The following is a 16,602-nucleotide window of genomic DNA, read 5'->3' as shown; positions in this document are numbered from 1 at the left end:
GATATCATCAATTGGGCGAGATGGTGGGCATGTGTGTTTTCCCTTCGCAAAGCCTGCGGGAAAAAGCTAGTCTCCATCATATGGGAATGATGGGGCACGAAATCACCTTATCCATGCTGGGTGCCGGGCTGAAGAAGCCCTGGCTGGCGCTCGCCGATCTCGTCTATCCGCCCGCCTGTCCGGGTTGCGGGGTTTCGGTCGGCGCGCATCGCGGTCTCTGCCCGGCTTGCTGGTCCGGTATTCGCTTCATCGAGCGGCCCTATTGCGAGGTTCTGGGCAGCCCCTTTTCACACGATCTCGGCGCAGGCATTCTCAGCGCCGAAGCGATCGCCGATCCGCCCGTCTTCGATCGCCTGCGCTCCGCCGCCGTTCATGACGGTATCGTGCGGGATCTCGTTCTCAGCCTGAAATACCGCGATCGCACCGATCTGGCGCCGATGATGGCCGGATGGATGCTGCGCGCCAGCGATGGCACGGTCGCCGGCTGCGATGCGATCATTCCCGTGCCGCTGCACCGGGCGCGGCTGTTTGCGCGCAAGTATAATCAGGCGGCCGAACTTGCCCGCCATGTCGCCCGCCTGTCGGGCAAGCCTTTGCTGGCTACGGCGCTCCTGCGCGTCAAGCGCACGAGCCGGCAGGTCGGCCTTGGGGCGAAGGCGCGGCAGGACAATGTACGCGGCGCTTTCACCGTCTCCGAGCACCGGGCGGCCGATATATTCGGGCGGCGTATCGTTCTGGTCGATGACGTCTATACCACCGGAGCCACGGTGGCGGCGGCCACGCGTGCCTTGAAGAAGGCAGGTGCGGCCGATGTCTCGGTTTTGACCTTTGCAAGGGTCGTCGGCCATCTTATATGAAATTCAGTATGAGCTTTTCCGGAGTGGATCATGGCATCCGTCGTTATCTATACGCGTGAATTCTGCGGCTATTGCGCCCGCGCGAAATCGCTGCTCGAATCCAAGGGCGTCGACTATGTCGAGCACAACGCAACCTATTCGCCCGAGCTGCGGCAGGAGATGATCGCCAAGGCGAAGGGGGCTTCCACCTTCCCGCAGATCTTCATCAACGGCGAGCATGTCGGCGGCTGCGACGATATCCATGCGCTCGACCGGGCCGGCAAGCTCGATCCGATGCTGGCAGCCTGACCTGTCTTGACGAAGGAGAAACCGATGAGCTTCAAGGCTGCCGCCATCCAGATGTGTTCCGGTGTCGATCCGGTGAAGAACGCGGCTGACATGGCGCGTCTGGTGCGCGATGCCGCGTCGCAGGGCGCCATCTATGTGCAGACGCCGGAAATGACGGGTGCGGTGCAGAAGGATCGCCCGGGCCTGCGTGCCGTCCTGCGCGACGAACCGAACGATATCATCGTCAAGATGGCGTCCGAGCTGGCGAAGGAGCTCGGCATTCATCTTCATATCGGTTCGACCGCCATTGCGCTCGATGACGGCAAGATCGCCAATCGCGGCTTCCTTTTCGGTCCCGACGGCAAGCTCATCAATCGTTACGACAAGATCCACATGTTCGATGTCGATCTCGACAATGGCGAAAGCTGGCGCGAAAGCGCCGTCTATCGGCCGGGATCGGAAGCGCGCATCGCGTCGCTTCCTTTTGCCGAGCTCGGCTTTTCCATCTGCTACGACGTGCGCTTCCCGCAGCTCTTCCGCGCCCAGGCCGTTGCCGGCGCCGAGGTGATGACGGTGCCTGCCGCCTTCACCAGGCAGACGGGCGAGGCGCATTGGGAAATCCTGCTGCGCGCCCGCGCCATCGAAAACGGCATGTTCGTCATTGCCGCCGCGCAGGCCGGCAAGCATGAGGACGGCCGTGAAACCTTCGGTCATTCGATGATTATCGATCCCTGGGGCAAGGTGCTGGCATCGGCCGGCGGCACCGGCGAGGCTGTCGTCATCGCCGAGATCGATGTCGCGGCGGTAAAGTCGGCCCATGACAAAATTCCTAATCTGAAGAATGCGCGCGAATTCTCGCTGGAGAAGATTGCGATGCCGGCGGCTGGAGGCGTCGCTGCTTGATCCGTTACTCCCTCAGCTGCGACAATGCCCACGAGTTCGAGGGCTGGTTTTCCGAAAGTGCCGATTTCGACCGTCAGGTTGAAAGCGGCTTCCTGACGTGCCCGGTCTGCAATTCGGCTGCGATTTCCAAGCTCCTGATGGCGCCTTCGGTTTCGACCGCGCGTAAAAAGGACGAGATGCAGACGCTGGCCATGGATGCCGCCCGCAAGGAAGCGTTGGTCAAGCTCAAGGAGGCGGTCGAGGCCATCAAGTCCAATGCCGAGGATGTCGGCACGAAGTTTCCGGAAGAGGCTCGCAAGATCCACTATGGCGAGGCGGATGCGCGCGGAATCATCGGCAAGGCGACGCCGGACGAGGCGCAAGCGCTTGTCGAGGAAGGCATCGAGATCGCCGCCATCCCCGTGCTGCCCGACGATATCAATTGATGCCGGCTGAGGTGGGGAGCCTGCACCCCCCTCTGTCCCTATCGGGACATCTCCCCCACAAGGGGGGAGATTGTTGGGAGTTTGCCGCTCGTCTCTCAAAAACAATAAGCTATGATTTCTGCAGGCTCGATGTTTGTTTGTTGTGAAGAGGGTGCTCCAGGTCGCCGATCTCCCCCCTTGTGGGGGAGATGTCACGAAGTGACAGAGGGGGGTATCAGAGCTTCAGTAGCCGCAGTGTTGCTGGCATGGCGATATCACGCGGCCCGCTTGGCCACCAACATGTAGTTGACGTCCATATCCTTCGAGAGGTTCCACCGATCCTGCAGCGGCGAATAGAAGACGCCGGTGCGGGTTGCGATGTCGAGGCCGTTTGCGGCAAGCGGCTTTTCGATTTCTTCGGGGCGCACGAGCTTTTCATACTGGTGGGTGCCGCGCGGCAGCCAGCGCAGCACGTTTTCCGCCGCGAAAATGGCAAGGGCTGCCGCCTTCATGGTGCGGTTGATGGTCGCAACGAACATCAGGCCGCCGGGCCGCACCATTTTCGCGCAGGTGGACAGGAAGAACTCGACGTCGGCAACGTGCTCGACCACTTCCATGTTCAGCACGATATCGAAGGTCTCGCCGGCCTCGGCCAGCTGCTCGGCGGTGACGGCGCGATAGTCGACGGAAACGCCGGACGCCTTCGCGTGCGTCGAGGCAATGCCTATGTTCTTCTCGGAGGGGTCGGCGCCGACGACCGAGGCGCCCATGCGCGCCATCGGCTCGGACAGCAGGCCGCCGCCGCAGCCGATATCGAGCACGCGCAGGCCTTCCAGCGGCCTGCTGCTCTTCGGATCCCGCTCGAAATTCTCGCAGGCGCGGTCACGAATATAGGCCAGGCGCACGGGGTTGAACTTGTGCAAGGGCTTGAACTTGCCGGTCGGGCTCCACCACTCGGCCGCCATGGCGGAAAAACGGTCCACTTCGCTCTGGTCGATCGTGCTCTTTGCCGTTTCGCTCATGGCTTACTCCGTGATTGGCATCGTTCCGCGGCTCGGACGACCGCAGGCAATAATTCTGATCCGAGATGTGAAGTCGGACGATCGACACGCGATGTCAAGGGCTGCGACTTTCGATCACCTGTGGGGTATCCCGCTCGGGAGGCGCGAATTGCGATACCGAGGTTGACATGGAGGTATCGTATGGCCGATCAATCGCCCGGGCTGTCAAACGGACTTTCAGAACCGGGATCGATTCCGATCAACCGGCGTGCAGAGGAGTTCCTCATGAGACCATTCCGTCTCGCGACTGCTGTCGCCATCGGCTGCCTCGCGGCTGGCCATGCACATGCCGGAGACGGCAAAGGGTTTCGCCTGGCGATCGATGGCGTGGAGGTGGGCATCAATCCCGGCGATGCGCTTGACGTCACCCTGAAGGATGGCCGCAAGGTTTCGGTGGAGCTGCAGCGCAGCGAATCCGTGACGTTCACCGGTGGCAAATTTTCCTTCGATCATGACGGCAAGTTTACCGTCGCAAAGACCGATCTTGGCGGTGGCGTGCAGCAATATGCGCTGATGACGCCGATCGGCACCGGCATCATCGTGCAGGAATACAAGGGCCTCAATCCGACCGGAATTACGGATTTCGTGCTGCAGCAGATGGTGCAGGAAAGCATCAGCGGCGGTGCCAAGATGACCAAGGAGACGACGCAGCGCACGCTTCCGGGCGGCAGTGTGCTCAAGGGCGTGAAGGCCGAGACGACCACGGACAACGACGTCATGGATTACGAGATCGTCGCGACCGGCCGGCCGGAGGGCGGCGTGCTCGTTGCGACCTTCCTCAACAAGGAAAACATCCCGAAGGAAGGCGCCATCCTGAGCAAGCTTTGGTCGAGCCTAAAAGTGGAGTATTAAAGAATAGTTTTAGGCGTATCGGGCGGTTGATGCTATTGCGCCCGCCTGACAAACTCGCTAAGAGACGGCCCCATTGAGATCCCGCTTTTCCGGCTACCGAACTGGAAGGGCGATTTTGCATGTCGGGCTTTCTGCATTCAGCCGCCCGGCGCAGGGTACTGGTAGAGGCACATGGCACGCATCGTGATGAAATTCGGCGGAACCTCCGTCGCGGATCTGGACCGTATCAGGAATGTGGCACGCCATGTGAAACGCGAGGTCGATGCCGGCCATGAGGTGGCAGTCGTCGTTTCCGCGATGTCCGGCAAGACCAACGAGCTGGTCGGCTGGGTCCAGAACATGCCGAAAGTCGCGGGTGCAAATCATTCGATCTACGACGCGCGCGAGTATGACGCGATCGTCGCCTCGGGCGAGCAGGTGACTTCAGGCCTGCTGGCGATCGCGCTGCAGGCCATGGGCATCAATGCCCGCTCCTGGCAGGGTTGGCAGATCCCGATCCGGACCGACAACGCACACGGCGCGGCGCGCATTCTCGAAATCGACGGCGGCGAGATGATCCGCCGCATGGGAGAGGGCCAGGTGGCCGTCGTCGCCGGCTTCCAGGGGCTCGGTCCCGACAATCGCATCTCGACGCTCGGACGCGGCGGTTCCGATACCTCGGCGGTGGCGATCGCAGCCGCCGTGAAGGCCGATCGCTGCGATATCTATACCGATGTCGACGGCGTCTACACCACCGATCCGCGCATCGAGCCGAAGGCACGCCGCCTGAAGAAGATCGCCTTCGAGGAAATGCTCGAAATGGCGTCTCTTGGCGCCAAGGTATTGCAGGTGCGCTCGGTCGAGCTGGCCATGGTGTTCAAGGTTCGCACCTTCGTGCGCTCTTCTTTCGAGGATCCCGATGCTCCGGGCATGGGCGATCTGCTCAACCCGCCCGGAACGCTGATTTGTGACGAGGATGAAATCGTGGAACAGGAAGTAGTCACCGGCATTGCCTATGCCAAGGATGAGGCCCAGATCTCGCTGCGCCGTCTTGCCGACCGGCCGGGTGTTTCCGCCGCGATCTTCGGGCCGCTGGCCGAAAGCCACATCAATGTAGACATGATCGTCCAGAACATCTCCGAGGACGGTTCCAAGACCGACATGACCTTCACGGTTCCTTCCGGCGATGCGGAGAAGGCGCTGCGCGTTCTCGGCGAGAACAAGGAAAAGATCGGCTACGATGTCGTCCAGAGCGAATCAGGCCTGGTCAAGGTGTCGGTCATCGGCGTCGGCATGCGTTCGCATGCGGGCGTGGCCGCGACCGCTTTCCGGGCACTTGCCGAAAAAGGCATCAACATCAAGGCTATTACGACGTCAGAAATCAAGATTTCCATCCTGATTGACGGTCCTTATGCAGAACTCGCAGTCAGGACTTTGCATTCCTGCTACGGTCTGGATAAGAGTTGATTCAGGACTGCTGACGACGGACCGTTACGGAGGCGAGTTTCGGCCGGCCCTGACGTGGGCAAGACAGGCATGACATCTTGATTCGGGAGCTAGTGGCGCAATGAGAGACCTATCCGGCGGTCCACGCGTTCTGCTCAAGCGGCTACGCGAGTTGATGGCGGAGCCGCTGGAGCCGCAGGAGCGTCTTGACCGGATCGTCCGCCAGATTGCCAGCAACATGGTTGCCGAGGTATGCTCGGTCTATGTGCTGCGTGCGGACGGCGTTCTCGAACTTTACGCCACCGAAGGCCTCAACAAGGAAGCCGTCCACCTTTCGCAATTGAAGATGGGGCAGGGCCTCGTCGGCACGATTGCCGCCTCCGCCCAGCCGCTCAACCTTTCGGACGCGCAATCGCATCCCGCCTTCCGCTACCTGCCGGAAACCGGCGAAGAGATTTACCACTCCTTCCTCGGCGTGCCGATCCTGCGCACGGGCCGGTCGCTCGGCGTCCTCGTCGTTCAGAACAAGGCGAGCCGCACCTACCGCGAGGAAGAGCTGGAAGCGCTCGAAACGACGGCCATGGTGCTGGCCGAGATGATCGCCACCGGCGAGCTGAAGAAGATCACCAAGCCCGGCCTGGAGCTCGATCTCACCCGCTCGGTCACCATCGACGGCGATACCTATAACGAAGGCATCGGCCTCGGCTATGTCGTGCTGCACGAGCCGCGCATCGTCGTCACCAACCTGCTGAACGAAGATGCCGACAAGGAAATCGGCCGCCTGGCCGAGGCGCTCGGCTCGCTGCGCATCTCGATCGACGACATGCTGTCGCGCCGCGACGTCTCCATGGAAGGCGAGCATCGCGAGGTGCTTGAAACCTACCGCATGTTCGCGCACGATCAGGGCTGGGTGCGCAAGCTCGAGGAAGCCGTCCGCAACGGTCTGACCGCGGAAGCGGCGGTCGAAAAGGTGCAGAGCGATACGAAGGCGCGCATGATGCGCCTGACCGATCCGTATCTTCGCGAGCGCATGCACGATTTCGAGGATCTGGCGAACCGGCTGCTTCGGCAGCTCATCGGACATTCGGGCCGCACCAGTGCCGAAGGGTTCCCGAACGACGCGATCATCTTCGCGCGCGCCATGGGCGCGGCGGAGCTGCTCGATTATCCGCGCGCCAACATTCGCGGCCTGGTGCTGGAAGAAGGCGCGGTTACCAGCCACGTCGTCATCGTCGCCCGTGCCATGGGCATTCCCGTCGTCGGGCAGGCGACAGGCATCGTCGCGCTCGCGGAAAACGGCGATCCGGTCATCATCGATGGCGATGGCGGCCATGTGCATCTGCGGCCGATGGCCGATCATCAGCGCTCCTATGAAGAAAAGGTGCGGTTCCGCGCCCGCCGGCAGGAACAGTTCCGCGCCTTGCGTTCGGTCGAGCCGGTCACCAAGGACGGGCAGCGCATTTCGCTCCTGATGAATGCCGGCCTGCTGGTCGATCTGCCGCAGCTTGCCGAATCCGGCGCCGAGGGCATCGGCCTGTTCCGGACCGAGCTGCAGTTCATGATTGCCTCGACCATGCCGAAGGCGGAAGAGCAGGAAGTATTCTATCGCAATGTCCTGAAGCAGGCAGGCGGGCGCGTCGTCACCTTCCGGACGCTCGACATCGGCGGCGACAAAGTCGTTCCCTATTTCCGCGCGCATGAGGAAGAAAACCCGGCGCTCGGCTGGCGGGCTATCCGTCTCTCGCTCGATCGTCCGGGACTGTTGCGCACGCAGCTCAGGGCCATGCTGAAGGCGGCGGCCGACAGCGAATTGAAGATGATGGTGCCGATGGTCACGGAGGTCTCCGAGATCAAGGCGGTGCGCGAACTCGTGCAGAAGGAAGTGCAGCACCTCTCGCGCTTCGGGCATGGCCTGCCGCGCAAGCTGCAGTTCGGCGCCATGCTGGAGGTGCCGGCGCTGCTGTGGCAGCTGGACGAGCTGATGGCGGAAGTCGATTTCGTCTCGGTCGGCTCCAACGACCTGTTCCAGTTCTCGATGGCGGTGGATCGCGGCAATGCCCGCGTGTCGGATCGGTTCGATCCGCTCGAACGGCCGTTCCTGCGCATCCTGCGCGATATCGTGCGCGCCGGCGAGCGCAACAAGACGCCGGTGACGCTGTGCGGCGAGCTGGCCGGCAAGACGATTTCGGCGATGGCCTTGTTGGGTATCGGCTTCCGTTCGGTCTCGATGTCGCCGGCGTCGATCGGCCCGGTCAAGGCCATGCTGCTCGGGCTTGACCTCAAGGCCCTGTCGGATGTCATGGAGACCGCGCTGGATGACAAGCAGCCGACGACTTCCATGCGGGAGATCCTTGTGCGCTTCGCCGAGAGCCACAATATTCCGCTTTAGCGCGTGATCCTGAAAAACACGAAGCGGTTTCGGGCAAGATCATGCGCATCACATCAAAGCTGACATAATAAGAAGAATTGGAGTCCAGGGTGGCGAAGCTCCCCGTTGAAAAAATGCGCGAGTTGGAACGCCGTTTCGGCGAGATCGAGGCGCGCATGTCCGCCGGCCCTGCCGCCGATGTCTATGTGAAGCTTGCTTCCGAATATTCCGAACTGCAGCCGGTCGTCACCAAGATCCGCGACTATGAGCGCGCTATCGCCGAAGCTGCCGATCTTGAAACCATGCTCTCCGACAAGTCCGTCGACCGCGAAATGCGCGATCTCGCCGAAATGGAGCTGCCCGAGGTCAAGGAGCGCATCGAAACGCTGGAAAAGGATATCCAGATCGAGTTGCTGCCGAAGGACGCAGCCGACGAGAAGAGCGCCATCCTCGAAATCCGCGCCGGCACGGGCGGCTCGGAAGCCGCGCTGTTCGCTGGCGATCTTTTCCGCATGTACGAGCGGTTCGCGGCCAGCAACGGCTGGAAGGTGGAAGTGCTTTCCTCCAGCGACGGCGAAGCGGGCGGCTTCAAGGAAATCATCGCCACGATCAGCGGCAAGGGGGTATTCTCCCGGCTGAAGTTCGAATCCGGTGTCCATCGCGTGCAGCGCGTGCCGGAAACCGAAGCCGGCGGGCGCATCCATACCTCGGCGGCAACCGTTGCCGTGCTGCCGGAAGCCGAGGAAATCGATATCGAGATCCGGCCCGAGGATATCCGCATCGATACCATGCGTTCATCGGGCGCCGGCGGCCAGCACGTCAACACCACGGACTCGGCCGTGCGCATCACGCATCTTCCCTCCGGCATCGTCGTCACGAGCTCGGAAAAGTCGCAGCATCAGAACCGCGCCAAGGCCATGCAGGTGCTGCGTTCGCGCCTGTTCGACATGGAGCGCCAGCGCGCCGACAGCGCGCGTTCCGCCGACCGCAAGAGCCAGGTCGGCTCAGGCGACCGGTCCGAGCGCATCCGCACCTACAATTTCCCGCAGGGGCGCGTCACCGACCATCGCATCAACCTGACGCTCTACAAGCTCGACCGGATGATGATCGGCGAGATCGACGAGGTGGTCGATGCGTTGCTGGCGGACTATCAGGCAAGCCAGCTCGCCCAGCTCGGCGAACAGGCATGAGCGGCGGGCAGGGGCCGACCGTATCCGGGCTCCTGCAGGAGGTGCGCGCCCGCTTTGCCGAGGCCGATCTCGACGATCCCGCCACGGAGGCGCGCATTCTTGTCGGCGGGCTTCTCCGCCTGCCCGCCACCGGGCTCGTGACGCGAGGCTCCGAGGCCGTGTCAGCGGAAGATGCGGCGAGGGTGCTGACCGCTATTGCCCGCAGGCTCAACCATGAGCCGGTTCATCGAATTCTTGGGGAGCGGGAATTCTACGGCCTCTCCCTGCGGCTCTCGGCGGCAACGCTCGAACCGCGGCCTGATACCGAAATTCTCGTCGATACGATGCTGCCGCATATGCGGCGCCTTGAATCCAGGCTCGGCAATCTCCATATCCTGGATCTGGGAACGGGAACCGGGGCCATTTGTCTGGCCCTGCTCCATGAGAGTGCGAAAGCAACGGGCGTGGGTTCCGATGTATCCAGCGAAGCGCTGGAAACCGCTCGCGGGAACGCTGAGCGAAATGGCCTGGCGGCGCGGTTTCGTACCGCGCATGGAAGCTGGTTTGACGCCATCCACGAACGTTTTCATGTGATTGTCTCAAATCCGCCCTATATTGCGTCTAGTGTCATTTCCACTCTCGCTCCAGAAGTAAAGGATTTCGATCCTCCCGCGGCCCTTGACGGGGGCCTTGATGGGCTGGATGCATATAGAGCGATCGCAAAGGATGCGGCGCGGTTTCTGCACCCGGATGGAATGATAGGGGTGGAGATCGGTTACGATCAGCGTGAAACGGTGACTTCGGTTTTTGAAGGAGCAGGGTTCTCCCTCGTCGAGGCGGTTCGTGACTACGGCCAGAACGACAGGGTGCTTGTGTTTGAATTTCAACATTAGCGAGACATTCTGCGGCAGATCTGTGGAACCGCTGTTGTTATCGCAAAGAAAAAGCTTGGATTTCCTGAGGAAGCAATATAGGTTGCGCTCACGCGTTGGGCGGCTGGGAATGAACGAGACGATTCGTTTATCTTGGACAGCCTCGGGGATCTGCTCTTTGGTAAGAGTGTCAAAGGTTGAAGATAACCCAATGCGTGATCAGTTTAATCTGACGTAGTCGAGCGGCAGACCGGCGCTAAAGCGCAGTTTGCTTGCGGCACGCAGGCCCTGGTTCGGGAGTGTCCGGACCACGGCGGCAGGTGTCGTGTATGATTTTATCCCAACGAAGAGAATTCAGGTGAAGGATCTATGAGGCCAGGACAGCAGAACAAGCGCGGTCGGGGGCGTGGTAACAACAACGGCGGCGGCGGCGGAAATAACAACAACAACAACAATTTCAACCGCAAGGGCTCGAACCCGCTGACCAGGACTTACGACAGCTCCGGTCCCGATGTGAAGATCCGCGGAACCGCACAGCATATCGCCGAGAAATACGCGGCTTTGGCGCGCGATGCTCAAAGCTCCGGCGACCGCGTTATGGCTGAAAACTACCTGCAGCATGCCGAACACTACAATCGGATCATTGCCAGCGCCCAGGCGCAGATGCAGGAGCGCTACCAGCGCGAAGATCAACACAATTACAACGACCGCGATGCTGCAGACCGCGATATCGACGATATCGATGCACACGAGATCGACGATCAGCCGCAGATGGCTCAGCCCGTGGCTCGTCCGCAGCCTGCGCCTGCTGCCGCCGCTCCGGCTCCCGAGCCCGAAGTCATCAACGGCACCGGCCCCCAGCCGGTAATCGAAGGCATTCCGGCTGAAGTCGCGATCGAGGAGGAAACTCCGGCGGTCGCCGCTACCGAGCGTCAGCCACGTCGTCGCAGCACCGGCAGCCGTCCGCGCCGTCAGCCGCGCCGCGGCGCTGCGGCAGGCGATGGAGAAGGCCAGGGCGAAGAAGCTTCGGGTGAAGCCCCTGCTCTGGTGGAAGCTACCTCCGAATAAATTGCTCGCTTCCGTCGAGGCGATCTGGACTATCGAAGCGAAGAAATCGGGAATGGCGGCAAAAGGCCGCCATTCCTTTTTTTATGCGAGCCAACGGCTTTTCGGGCCATTCCGGGTGGCTTTAATCGAGGATGCTCGTGGAACGGCACGCATCGGTTTTTCCACTCGGCTGCCCTTTAAACTCTTCAAATACCCTCCCATATTCTCCTCAGTTGCTCTGCCGCAAATCTCAATGGCGGAAGAGCGGGGCCTGCCTCTTGAGGGGGCTCAATCTCAATCATCGGTCTGCGCCGGTCAGGGCAGGACGATCCATGGAGGTCTAGATATGAATATTGAAAAATACTCCGAGCGGGTGCGTGGTTTTCTGCAATCCGCCCAGACGAATGCGCTTGCGCAGGGCAATCAGCAATTTGCTCCCGAGCATGTGTTGAAGGTGCTGCTTGACGACGATCAGGGCATGGCGTCCTCGTTGATCGAGCGCGCCGGAGGCGATGCAAAGGCCGCCCGCCTTGCCAATGACGCAGCGCTTGCCAAGCTGCCGAAGGTTTCCGGCGGTGATGGCCAGATCTACCTTTCTCAGCCGCTCGCCAAGGTTTTTGCCGCCGCCGAGGAAGCCTCGAAGAAAGCCGGTGACAGCTTCGTCACCGTCGAACGTCTCCTGCAGGCGCTAGCGATCGAGCCGACGGCTTCGACGTCCGCGACGCTGAAGAAGGCCGGCATCACGCCCGTTGCCCTCAATCAGGTCATCAACGATATCCGCAAGGGCCGCACGGCCGACTCCGCCAACGCGGAGCAGGGTTTCGATTCCTTGAAGAAATATGCCCGCGACCTCACCGCCGAGGCCCGCGAAGGCAAGCTCGACCCGGTGATCGGCCGCGACGACGAAATCCGCCGCACGATCCAGGTTCTATCGCGCCGTACCAAGAACAACCCCGTGCTCATCGGCGAGCCCGGCGTCGGCAAGACGGCAATCGTCGAAGGCCTGGCGCTGCGCATCGTCAATGGCGATGTGCCGGAATCGCTGAAGGACAAGAAGCTGATGGCGCTCGACATGGGCGCCCTGATTGCCGGCGCGAAGTTCCGTGGCGAGTTCGAGGAGCGGCTGAAGGCCGTGCTCAACGAAGTGCAGGCGGAAAACGGCGAGATCATCCTGTTCATCGACGAAATGCACACGCTGGTCGGTGCCGGCAAGGCCGATGGCGCCATGGATGCGTCCAACCTGCTGAAGCCCGCTCTTGCCCGTGGCGAACTTCATTGCGTCGGTGCGACCACGCTTGACGAATACCGCAAGCATGTCGAGAAGGATCCGGCGCTTGCCCGCCGCTTCCAGCCCGTCATGGTCGAAGAGCCGACCGTCGAGGATACGATTTCGATCCTGCGCGGCCTGAAGGAAAAATACGAGCAGCACCACAAGGTCCGCATCGCCGATGCCGCCCTGGTGGCCGCGGCGACCTTGTCGAACCGCTACATCACCGACCGCTTCCTGCCAGACAAGGCCATCGACCTGATGGACGAAGCGGCGGCGCGTCTGCGCATGCAGGTGGATTCGAAGCCGGAAGAGCTCGACGAACTCGATCGTCGCATCATCCAGCTGAAGATCGAGCGCGAAGCATTGAAGAAGGAAACCGACCAGGCCTCGGCCGATCGGCTGAAGCGGCTGGAGACCGAGCTCACCTCGCTGGAAGAGGAAGCCGATGCGCTGACCGCGCGCTGGCAGGCCGAAAAGCAGAAGCTGGGCCTTGCCGCCGATCTGAAGAAGCAGCTCGACGACGCCCGCAACGAGCTGGCGACGGCCCAGCGCAAGGGTGAATTCCAGCGGGCGGGCGAGCTTGCCTATGGGGTGATCCCCAATCTGGAGAAAGAGCTCCACGCCGCGGAAGAGCAGGATAGTGCCCGCGATTCCATGGTGCAGGAAGTGGTGACCGCCGACAACATCGCCCAGGTCGTGTCCCGCTGGACCGGGATTCCCGTGGACAAGATGCTGGAAGGCGAGCGCGACAAGCTGCTCCGGATGGAAGACGAGCTGGCAAAGTGGGTGGTCGGCCAGGGCGACGCCGTTCAGGCGGTCTCGCGCGCCGTTCGCCGTTCGCGCGCCGGCCTGCAGGATCCGAACCGGCCGATCGGCTCGTTCATCTTCCTCGGCCCGACCGGTGTCGGCAAGACGGAGCTGACCAAGGCGCTTGCCCGCTTCCTCTTCGACGACGATACGGCAATGGTGCGTATCGACATGTCGGAATACATGGAGAAGCACTCCGTGGCCCGGCTGATCGGCGCTCCTCCCGGCTATGTCGGCTATGAGGAAGGCGGCGCGCTGACCGAAGCCGTCCGCCGCCGGCCCTACCAGGTCGTGCTGTTCGACGAGATCGAGAAGGCGCATCCCGATGTCTTCAACATCCTGCTCCAGGTTCTGGACGACGGACGCTTGACGGACGGGCAGGGCCGCACGGTCGACTTCCGCAACACGATGATCATCATGACCTCCAACCTGGGCGCCGAATATCTGACCCAGTTGAAGGACGGCGATGACAGCGATCAGGTGCGTGAGCAGGTGATGGAAGTGGTCCGGTCGCATTTCCGGCCGGAATTCCTCAACCGTGTCGATGAGATCATTCTGTTCCATCGCCTGAAGCGCGATGAGATGGGCGCGATCGTCGATATCCAGCTGGAGCGGCTGTTGAAGCTGCTGTCGGAACGCAAGATCACGCTCGAGCTCGACGAGGATGCCCGCAACTGGCTGGCCAACAAGGGCTATGATCCGGTCTATGGTGCAAGGCCTCTGAAGCGGGTGATCCAGAAGTATGTCCAAGACCCGCTCGCCGAGCAGATCCTTTCCGGGCAGATTCCGGATGGCTCCGTCGTCAAGGTCACCAGCGGATCGGACCGGTTGTTGTTCCGCTCGCGCCAGGCCGTGAACGAAGCGGCCTAAGTGGCAATGAACGAATAGCTAGGGATGGCGGCCTTCGGGCCGCCATTTTGCTGTCGGCTGCGGAGGCTACTTGCTGGCGATCTGCTTCGTCTTGTCGTCGCTGAGCAGCGTATCGATACGCTTGCGCTCCTCCTGGAACTTGGCGAGCGCGTCGCCGTCGAGCGACTTGCCGCCGGGGAGGCGAATCCGCAGCGGATCGACCTTCGTGCCGTTGACGATGAGCTCGTAGTGCAGGTGGGGGCCGGTTGCGAGGCCGGTCGAGCCGATAAAGCCGATCACCTGCCCCTGCACTACTTTCGCGCCAGGAACGATGCCCTTGGCGATGGCGCTCTGGTGGTTGTAGGAGGAGACGTAGCCATTGGCATGGCGGATGAGCGTCTGGTTGCCAAAGCCGCCCGAATCCCAGCCCGCCTTCTCGACGATGCCGCTGCCGGCCGCGATGATCGGGGTGCCGCGTGGCGCTGCCCAGTCGACGCCGGTATGCATGCGCGCGAAGCCGAGGATCGGGTGGCGGCGCATGCCGAAGCCGGATTTGAAGATGCCTGTGGGAACGGGATTGCGCAGCAGGAATTGCCGGATGCTCTTGCCGTTTTCGTCGAAATAATCGATCGAGTGGTCGGCTGGATCCTCGAAGCGGTAGAAGCGCGTCACGTTATCGCCGAATCTGGCATTGACGTAGAGCAGCTCGGAATCGGCCGTCGCCTGTCCCTTGTCGTCGGCGACCGAGAAGAAGGCTTCCAGAGAATCCGTGGGTTTCAGCTGTGCCTGGAAATCGACGTTGCTTGCGAGCAGCTTGACGACCTGCGCCACCATCTCCTTGCTCATGCCGTAGGAAAGGGCGGCGCGATAGATGCCGTCGTAGACGCTCGGCAGATCGCGGCCGGCGGCAGAGGCGGGCGCGTCGTTGTCGAATGCCGTGGCGATGGCGTCGAGCATCGGCGGCGCGCTGCCGGCGACGAAGTCGCCATGGTCGTTCTGGGCGATGGTGAGCAGATGGTTCGTGCCGCGATAGATGCTGGCGCGAATGATCTTGGCCTGCTCGCCCTTCTGGAGGATGCCGATGCGCAGCACATCGCCGGTGGAAACATTGGCCGAGCCGAAGAGCGGCTGTATTTTCGCGGCGACGTCATCCGCGTCCGCCTTCAGGTAGCCGGCCCCCGTCAGCGCCGTGGCGATCGGCATGCTTTCGCGAACCGGTATGATGTCGTCGGCGAATTCCTCCGTCTGCGCGGTCACGGCTTCCGGAGCGGCGACCGACATGTTCTCCTCGACGATGCGGGCGGCAAGGCCGGCGGTCAGGTCGACATCGGAATCGTCGTTGGCGAACCGGCGTGGATCGACATAGTAGAGCGCCGAAAGCTGCGTATTGCCGTCGGCGAGCACCGAGCCGTTGGAGCGGACGTTCTCCTCGACTTCCTCAAGCGACATCGAGCCGGCGAGCTGGAAAGGAATATCCTTGGCGGGGAAGGGCACCGTCTTCAGGCTGACTTCGGATTCCACGTCCGATCCGTAGATCGCCCCGGTCTTGTTGGCTGGCGGCGGGATGTTTTCGTCGGCGGAAAAGATCGCCAGCGGATCGAAGGGCGGATAGCTCTCGTTGGCGATGCGGTTGGTGGCGAGCGCGATCTTCACATGAGCGAAGGGCTGGCGCCGCACCACTTCCTTGTCCCCGTCGCGCACGACCGTCGAAACCTCGAGGATATTGCGATCGGAGGGTTTCGAGGCGATTGCGGTGGAAATCAGCCGACCGCCGCGGGTGACCTGATCGTCCGAGGCGTCGTGGCTGTCGGCTGTCGCATATGCCTCGGCCGGGATGGCCAATTGCTGGCGTCCGTCGAGTGCGGCAAACAGGGCGACGCCCATGAGGATGCTGGACGTGACGCCCGTCAGGAAGGTGCCGGAAAGCCACCGGAGCGAAACCTCGCGCCGATCCGGCGCCCGCCTGCCATCGGCCAGGATTGGCGGCTCGTTGCCGAGCGATCGGAGCATCATCTTGTCCGTCATCATGCCGATCGTGATCCGCTTCCTTTCCGCGAGCCCCAGGCTGGGGGCGAAGATGTGCATATTTATGACAGGGGTGTCAAATCAGACGCCCGTTTTTCACGTCGAGCGACGTTCTATTTCCCGTAAAATGCTAGGGGTACCTGAGCAGGCAAGGCGAGCAAAGGCGCCGGTTCGCGGCATGGTTCGCTATTACACCACTGTATGGGGCGCTTTCCGGCGGGATATCTGTGGGTATTTTGCCGTCCGTTTTTGATGATGACGGGGTGTTCATAAAACTCTCATAAGAATCAATCAGTTATTTGTTTTTTGATTTTTTCCAAAAACGGCTGTTGACTATATCGGGTTGGGGGGTCTATAAGCCCGATCACTGACGAGGGCGGCGGCGCTGCTGGCGACGAAGTCCTTCGCTCTGGTGTTTCCTGGATT

13 protein-coding genes are annotated in these 16,602 nt (G+C 61.8%); 11 read left to right on the top strand and 2 right to left on the bottom strand.

Annotated features, from left to right (window positions below; genetic code table 11):
- The first annotated feature begins 80 nt into the window (after nt 1-80).
- Genes ACQZ6J_RS32175 through ACQZ6J_RS32160 form a run of 4 tightly spaced genes read left to right on the top strand, consistent with a single transcriptional unit; the run spans nt 81 to nt 2,452 of the window.
- On the top strand, nt 81-857 hold the full coding sequence (locus tag ACQZ6J_RS32175; protein WP_449087026.1) for a ComF family protein: 777 nt from the start codon (nt 81-83) through the stop codon (nt 855-857).
- Nucleotides 858-887: 30 nt separating this feature from the next.
- Nucleotides 888-1,145: a glutaredoxin 3 gene (gene grxC, locus ACQZ6J_RS32170; protein ID WP_163994262.1), complete on the top strand. Its 258-nt coding sequence runs from the start codon at nt 888-890 to the stop codon at nt 1,143-1,145.
- A 24-nt stretch (nt 1,146-1,169) separates the two neighbouring features.
- The gene (locus ACQZ6J_RS32165) at nt 1,170-2,027 is read left to right on the top strand and encodes a carbon-nitrogen hydrolase family protein (protein ID WP_449087003.1); all 858 of its coding nucleotides are present in this window, start codon (nt 1,170-1,172) and stop codon (nt 2,025-2,027) included.
- Nucleotides 2,024-2,452 carry a DUF1178 family protein gene (locus tag ACQZ6J_RS32160; protein WP_163994256.1) on the top strand — a complete coding sequence of 143 codons (429 nt, stop codon included), beginning with the start codon at nt 2,024-2,026 and terminating at the stop codon, nt 2,450-2,452. Before ACQZ6J_RS32165 ends, ACQZ6J_RS32160 begins: the two co-directional genes overlap by 4 nt.
- A 254-nt stretch (nt 2,453-2,706) precedes the next feature.
- Here ACQZ6J_RS32160 and ubiG read toward each other — a convergent pair whose 3' ends face one another.
- Nucleotides 2,707-3,453: a bifunctional 2-polyprenyl-6-hydroxyphenol methylase/3-demethylubiquinol 3-O-methyltransferase UbiG gene (gene ubiG, locus ACQZ6J_RS32155; protein ID WP_449087002.1), complete on the bottom strand. Its 747-nt coding sequence runs from the start codon at nt 3,451-3,453 to the stop codon at nt 2,707-2,709.
- A gap of 264 nt (nt 3,454-3,717) precedes the next feature.
- Here ubiG and ACQZ6J_RS32150 point away from each other — a divergent pair, with 264 nt between their 5' ends.
- From ACQZ6J_RS32150 to clpB, 7 genes are all read left to right on the top strand, one after another.
- Nucleotides 3,718-4,344 (top strand): hypothetical protein, encoded by a 627-nt coding sequence (locus tag ACQZ6J_RS32150; protein WP_449087001.1) that lies wholly within the window; start codon nt 3,718-3,720, stop codon nt 4,342-4,344.
- 171 nt (nt 4,345-4,515) lie between these two features.
- On the top strand, nt 4,516-5,790 hold the full coding sequence (locus tag ACQZ6J_RS32145) for an aspartate kinase (RefSeq protein ID WP_163994249.1): 1,275 nt from the start codon (nt 4,516-4,518) through the stop codon (nt 5,788-5,790).
- A gap of 100 nt (nt 5,791-5,890) precedes the next feature.
- A complete protein-coding gene (gene ptsP, locus ACQZ6J_RS32140; RefSeq protein WP_449087000.1) occupies nt 5,891-8,158 on the top strand; it encodes a phosphoenolpyruvate--protein phosphotransferase in 2,268 nt (755 codons plus the stop codon).
- An 89-nt stretch (nt 8,159-8,247) separates the two neighbouring features.
- A complete protein-coding gene (gene prfA / locus ACQZ6J_RS32135) occupies nt 8,248-9,327 on the top strand; it encodes a peptide chain release factor 1 (RefSeq protein WP_449086999.1) in 1,080 nt (359 codons plus the stop codon).
- Nucleotides 9,324-10,199 carry a peptide chain release factor N(5)-glutamine methyltransferase gene (gene prmC, locus ACQZ6J_RS32130; protein ID WP_449086998.1) on the top strand — a complete coding sequence of 292 codons (876 nt, stop codon included), beginning with the start codon at nt 9,324-9,326 and terminating at the stop codon, nt 10,197-10,199. The genes prfA and prmC overlap by 4 nt, the downstream gene beginning before the upstream one ends.
- 348 nt (nt 10,200-10,547) lie before the next feature.
- On the top strand, nt 10,548-11,246 hold the full coding sequence (locus tag ACQZ6J_RS32125; protein WP_449086997.1) for a DUF4167 domain-containing protein: 699 nt from the start codon (nt 10,548-10,550) through the stop codon (nt 11,244-11,246).
- A 325-nt stretch (nt 11,247-11,571) separates the two neighbouring features.
- A complete protein-coding gene (gene clpB, locus ACQZ6J_RS32120; protein WP_163994239.1) occupies nt 11,572-14,172 on the top strand; it encodes an ATP-dependent chaperone ClpB in 2,601 nt (866 codons plus the stop codon).
- 66 nt (nt 14,173-14,238) lie between these two features.
- Here clpB and ACQZ6J_RS32115 read toward each other — a convergent pair whose 3' ends face one another.
- A complete protein-coding gene (locus tag ACQZ6J_RS32115) occupies nt 14,239-16,179 on the bottom strand; it encodes a M23 family metallopeptidase (RefSeq protein WP_449086996.1) in 1,941 nt (646 codons plus the stop codon).
- Nucleotides 16,180-16,602: the final 423 nt, after the last annotated feature.

This window comes from Rhizobium sp. A37_96 (assembly GCF_053521765.1).
Note: the sequence above shows the minus strand (reverse complement) of the source record. Positions and strands in the feature narration are given on the sequence as shown.

Coding starts and splice junctions, on each gene's coding strand:
- ACQZ6J_RS32175 (WP_449087026.1), top strand. CDS start 81: ATGGGAATGATGGGGCACGAAATCACCTTATCCATGCTGGGTGCCGGG.
- grxC (WP_163994262.1), top strand. CDS start 888: ATGGCATCCGTCGTTATCTATACGCGTGAATTCTGCGGCTATTGCGCC.
- ACQZ6J_RS32165 (WP_449087003.1), top strand. CDS start 1,170: ATGAGCTTCAAGGCTGCCGCCATCCAGATGTGTTCCGGTGTCGATCCG.
- ubiG (WP_449087002.1), bottom strand. CDS start 3,453: ATGAGCGAAACGGCAAAGAGCACGATCGACCAGAGCGAAGTGGACCGT.
- ACQZ6J_RS32150 (WP_449087001.1), top strand. CDS start 3,718: ATGAGACCATTCCGTCTCGCGACTGCTGTCGCCATCGGCTGCCTCGCG.
- ACQZ6J_RS32145 (WP_163994249.1), top strand. CDS start 4,516: ATGGCACGCATCGTGATGAAATTCGGCGGAACCTCCGTCGCGGATCTG.
- ptsP (WP_449087000.1), top strand. CDS start 5,891: ATGAGAGACCTATCCGGCGGTCCACGCGTTCTGCTCAAGCGGCTACGC.
- prmC (WP_449086998.1), top strand. CDS start 9,324: ATGAGCGGCGGGCAGGGGCCGACCGTATCCGGGCTCCTGCAGGAGGTG.
- ACQZ6J_RS32125 (WP_449086997.1), top strand. CDS start 10,548: ATGAGGCCAGGACAGCAGAACAAGCGCGGTCGGGGGCGTGGTAACAAC.
- clpB (WP_163994239.1), top strand. CDS start 11,572: ATGAATATTGAAAAATACTCCGAGCGGGTGCGTGGTTTTCTGCAATCC.
- ACQZ6J_RS32115 (WP_449086996.1), bottom strand. CDS start 16,179: ATGATGACGGACAAGATGATGCTCCGATCGCTCGGCAACGAGCCGCCA.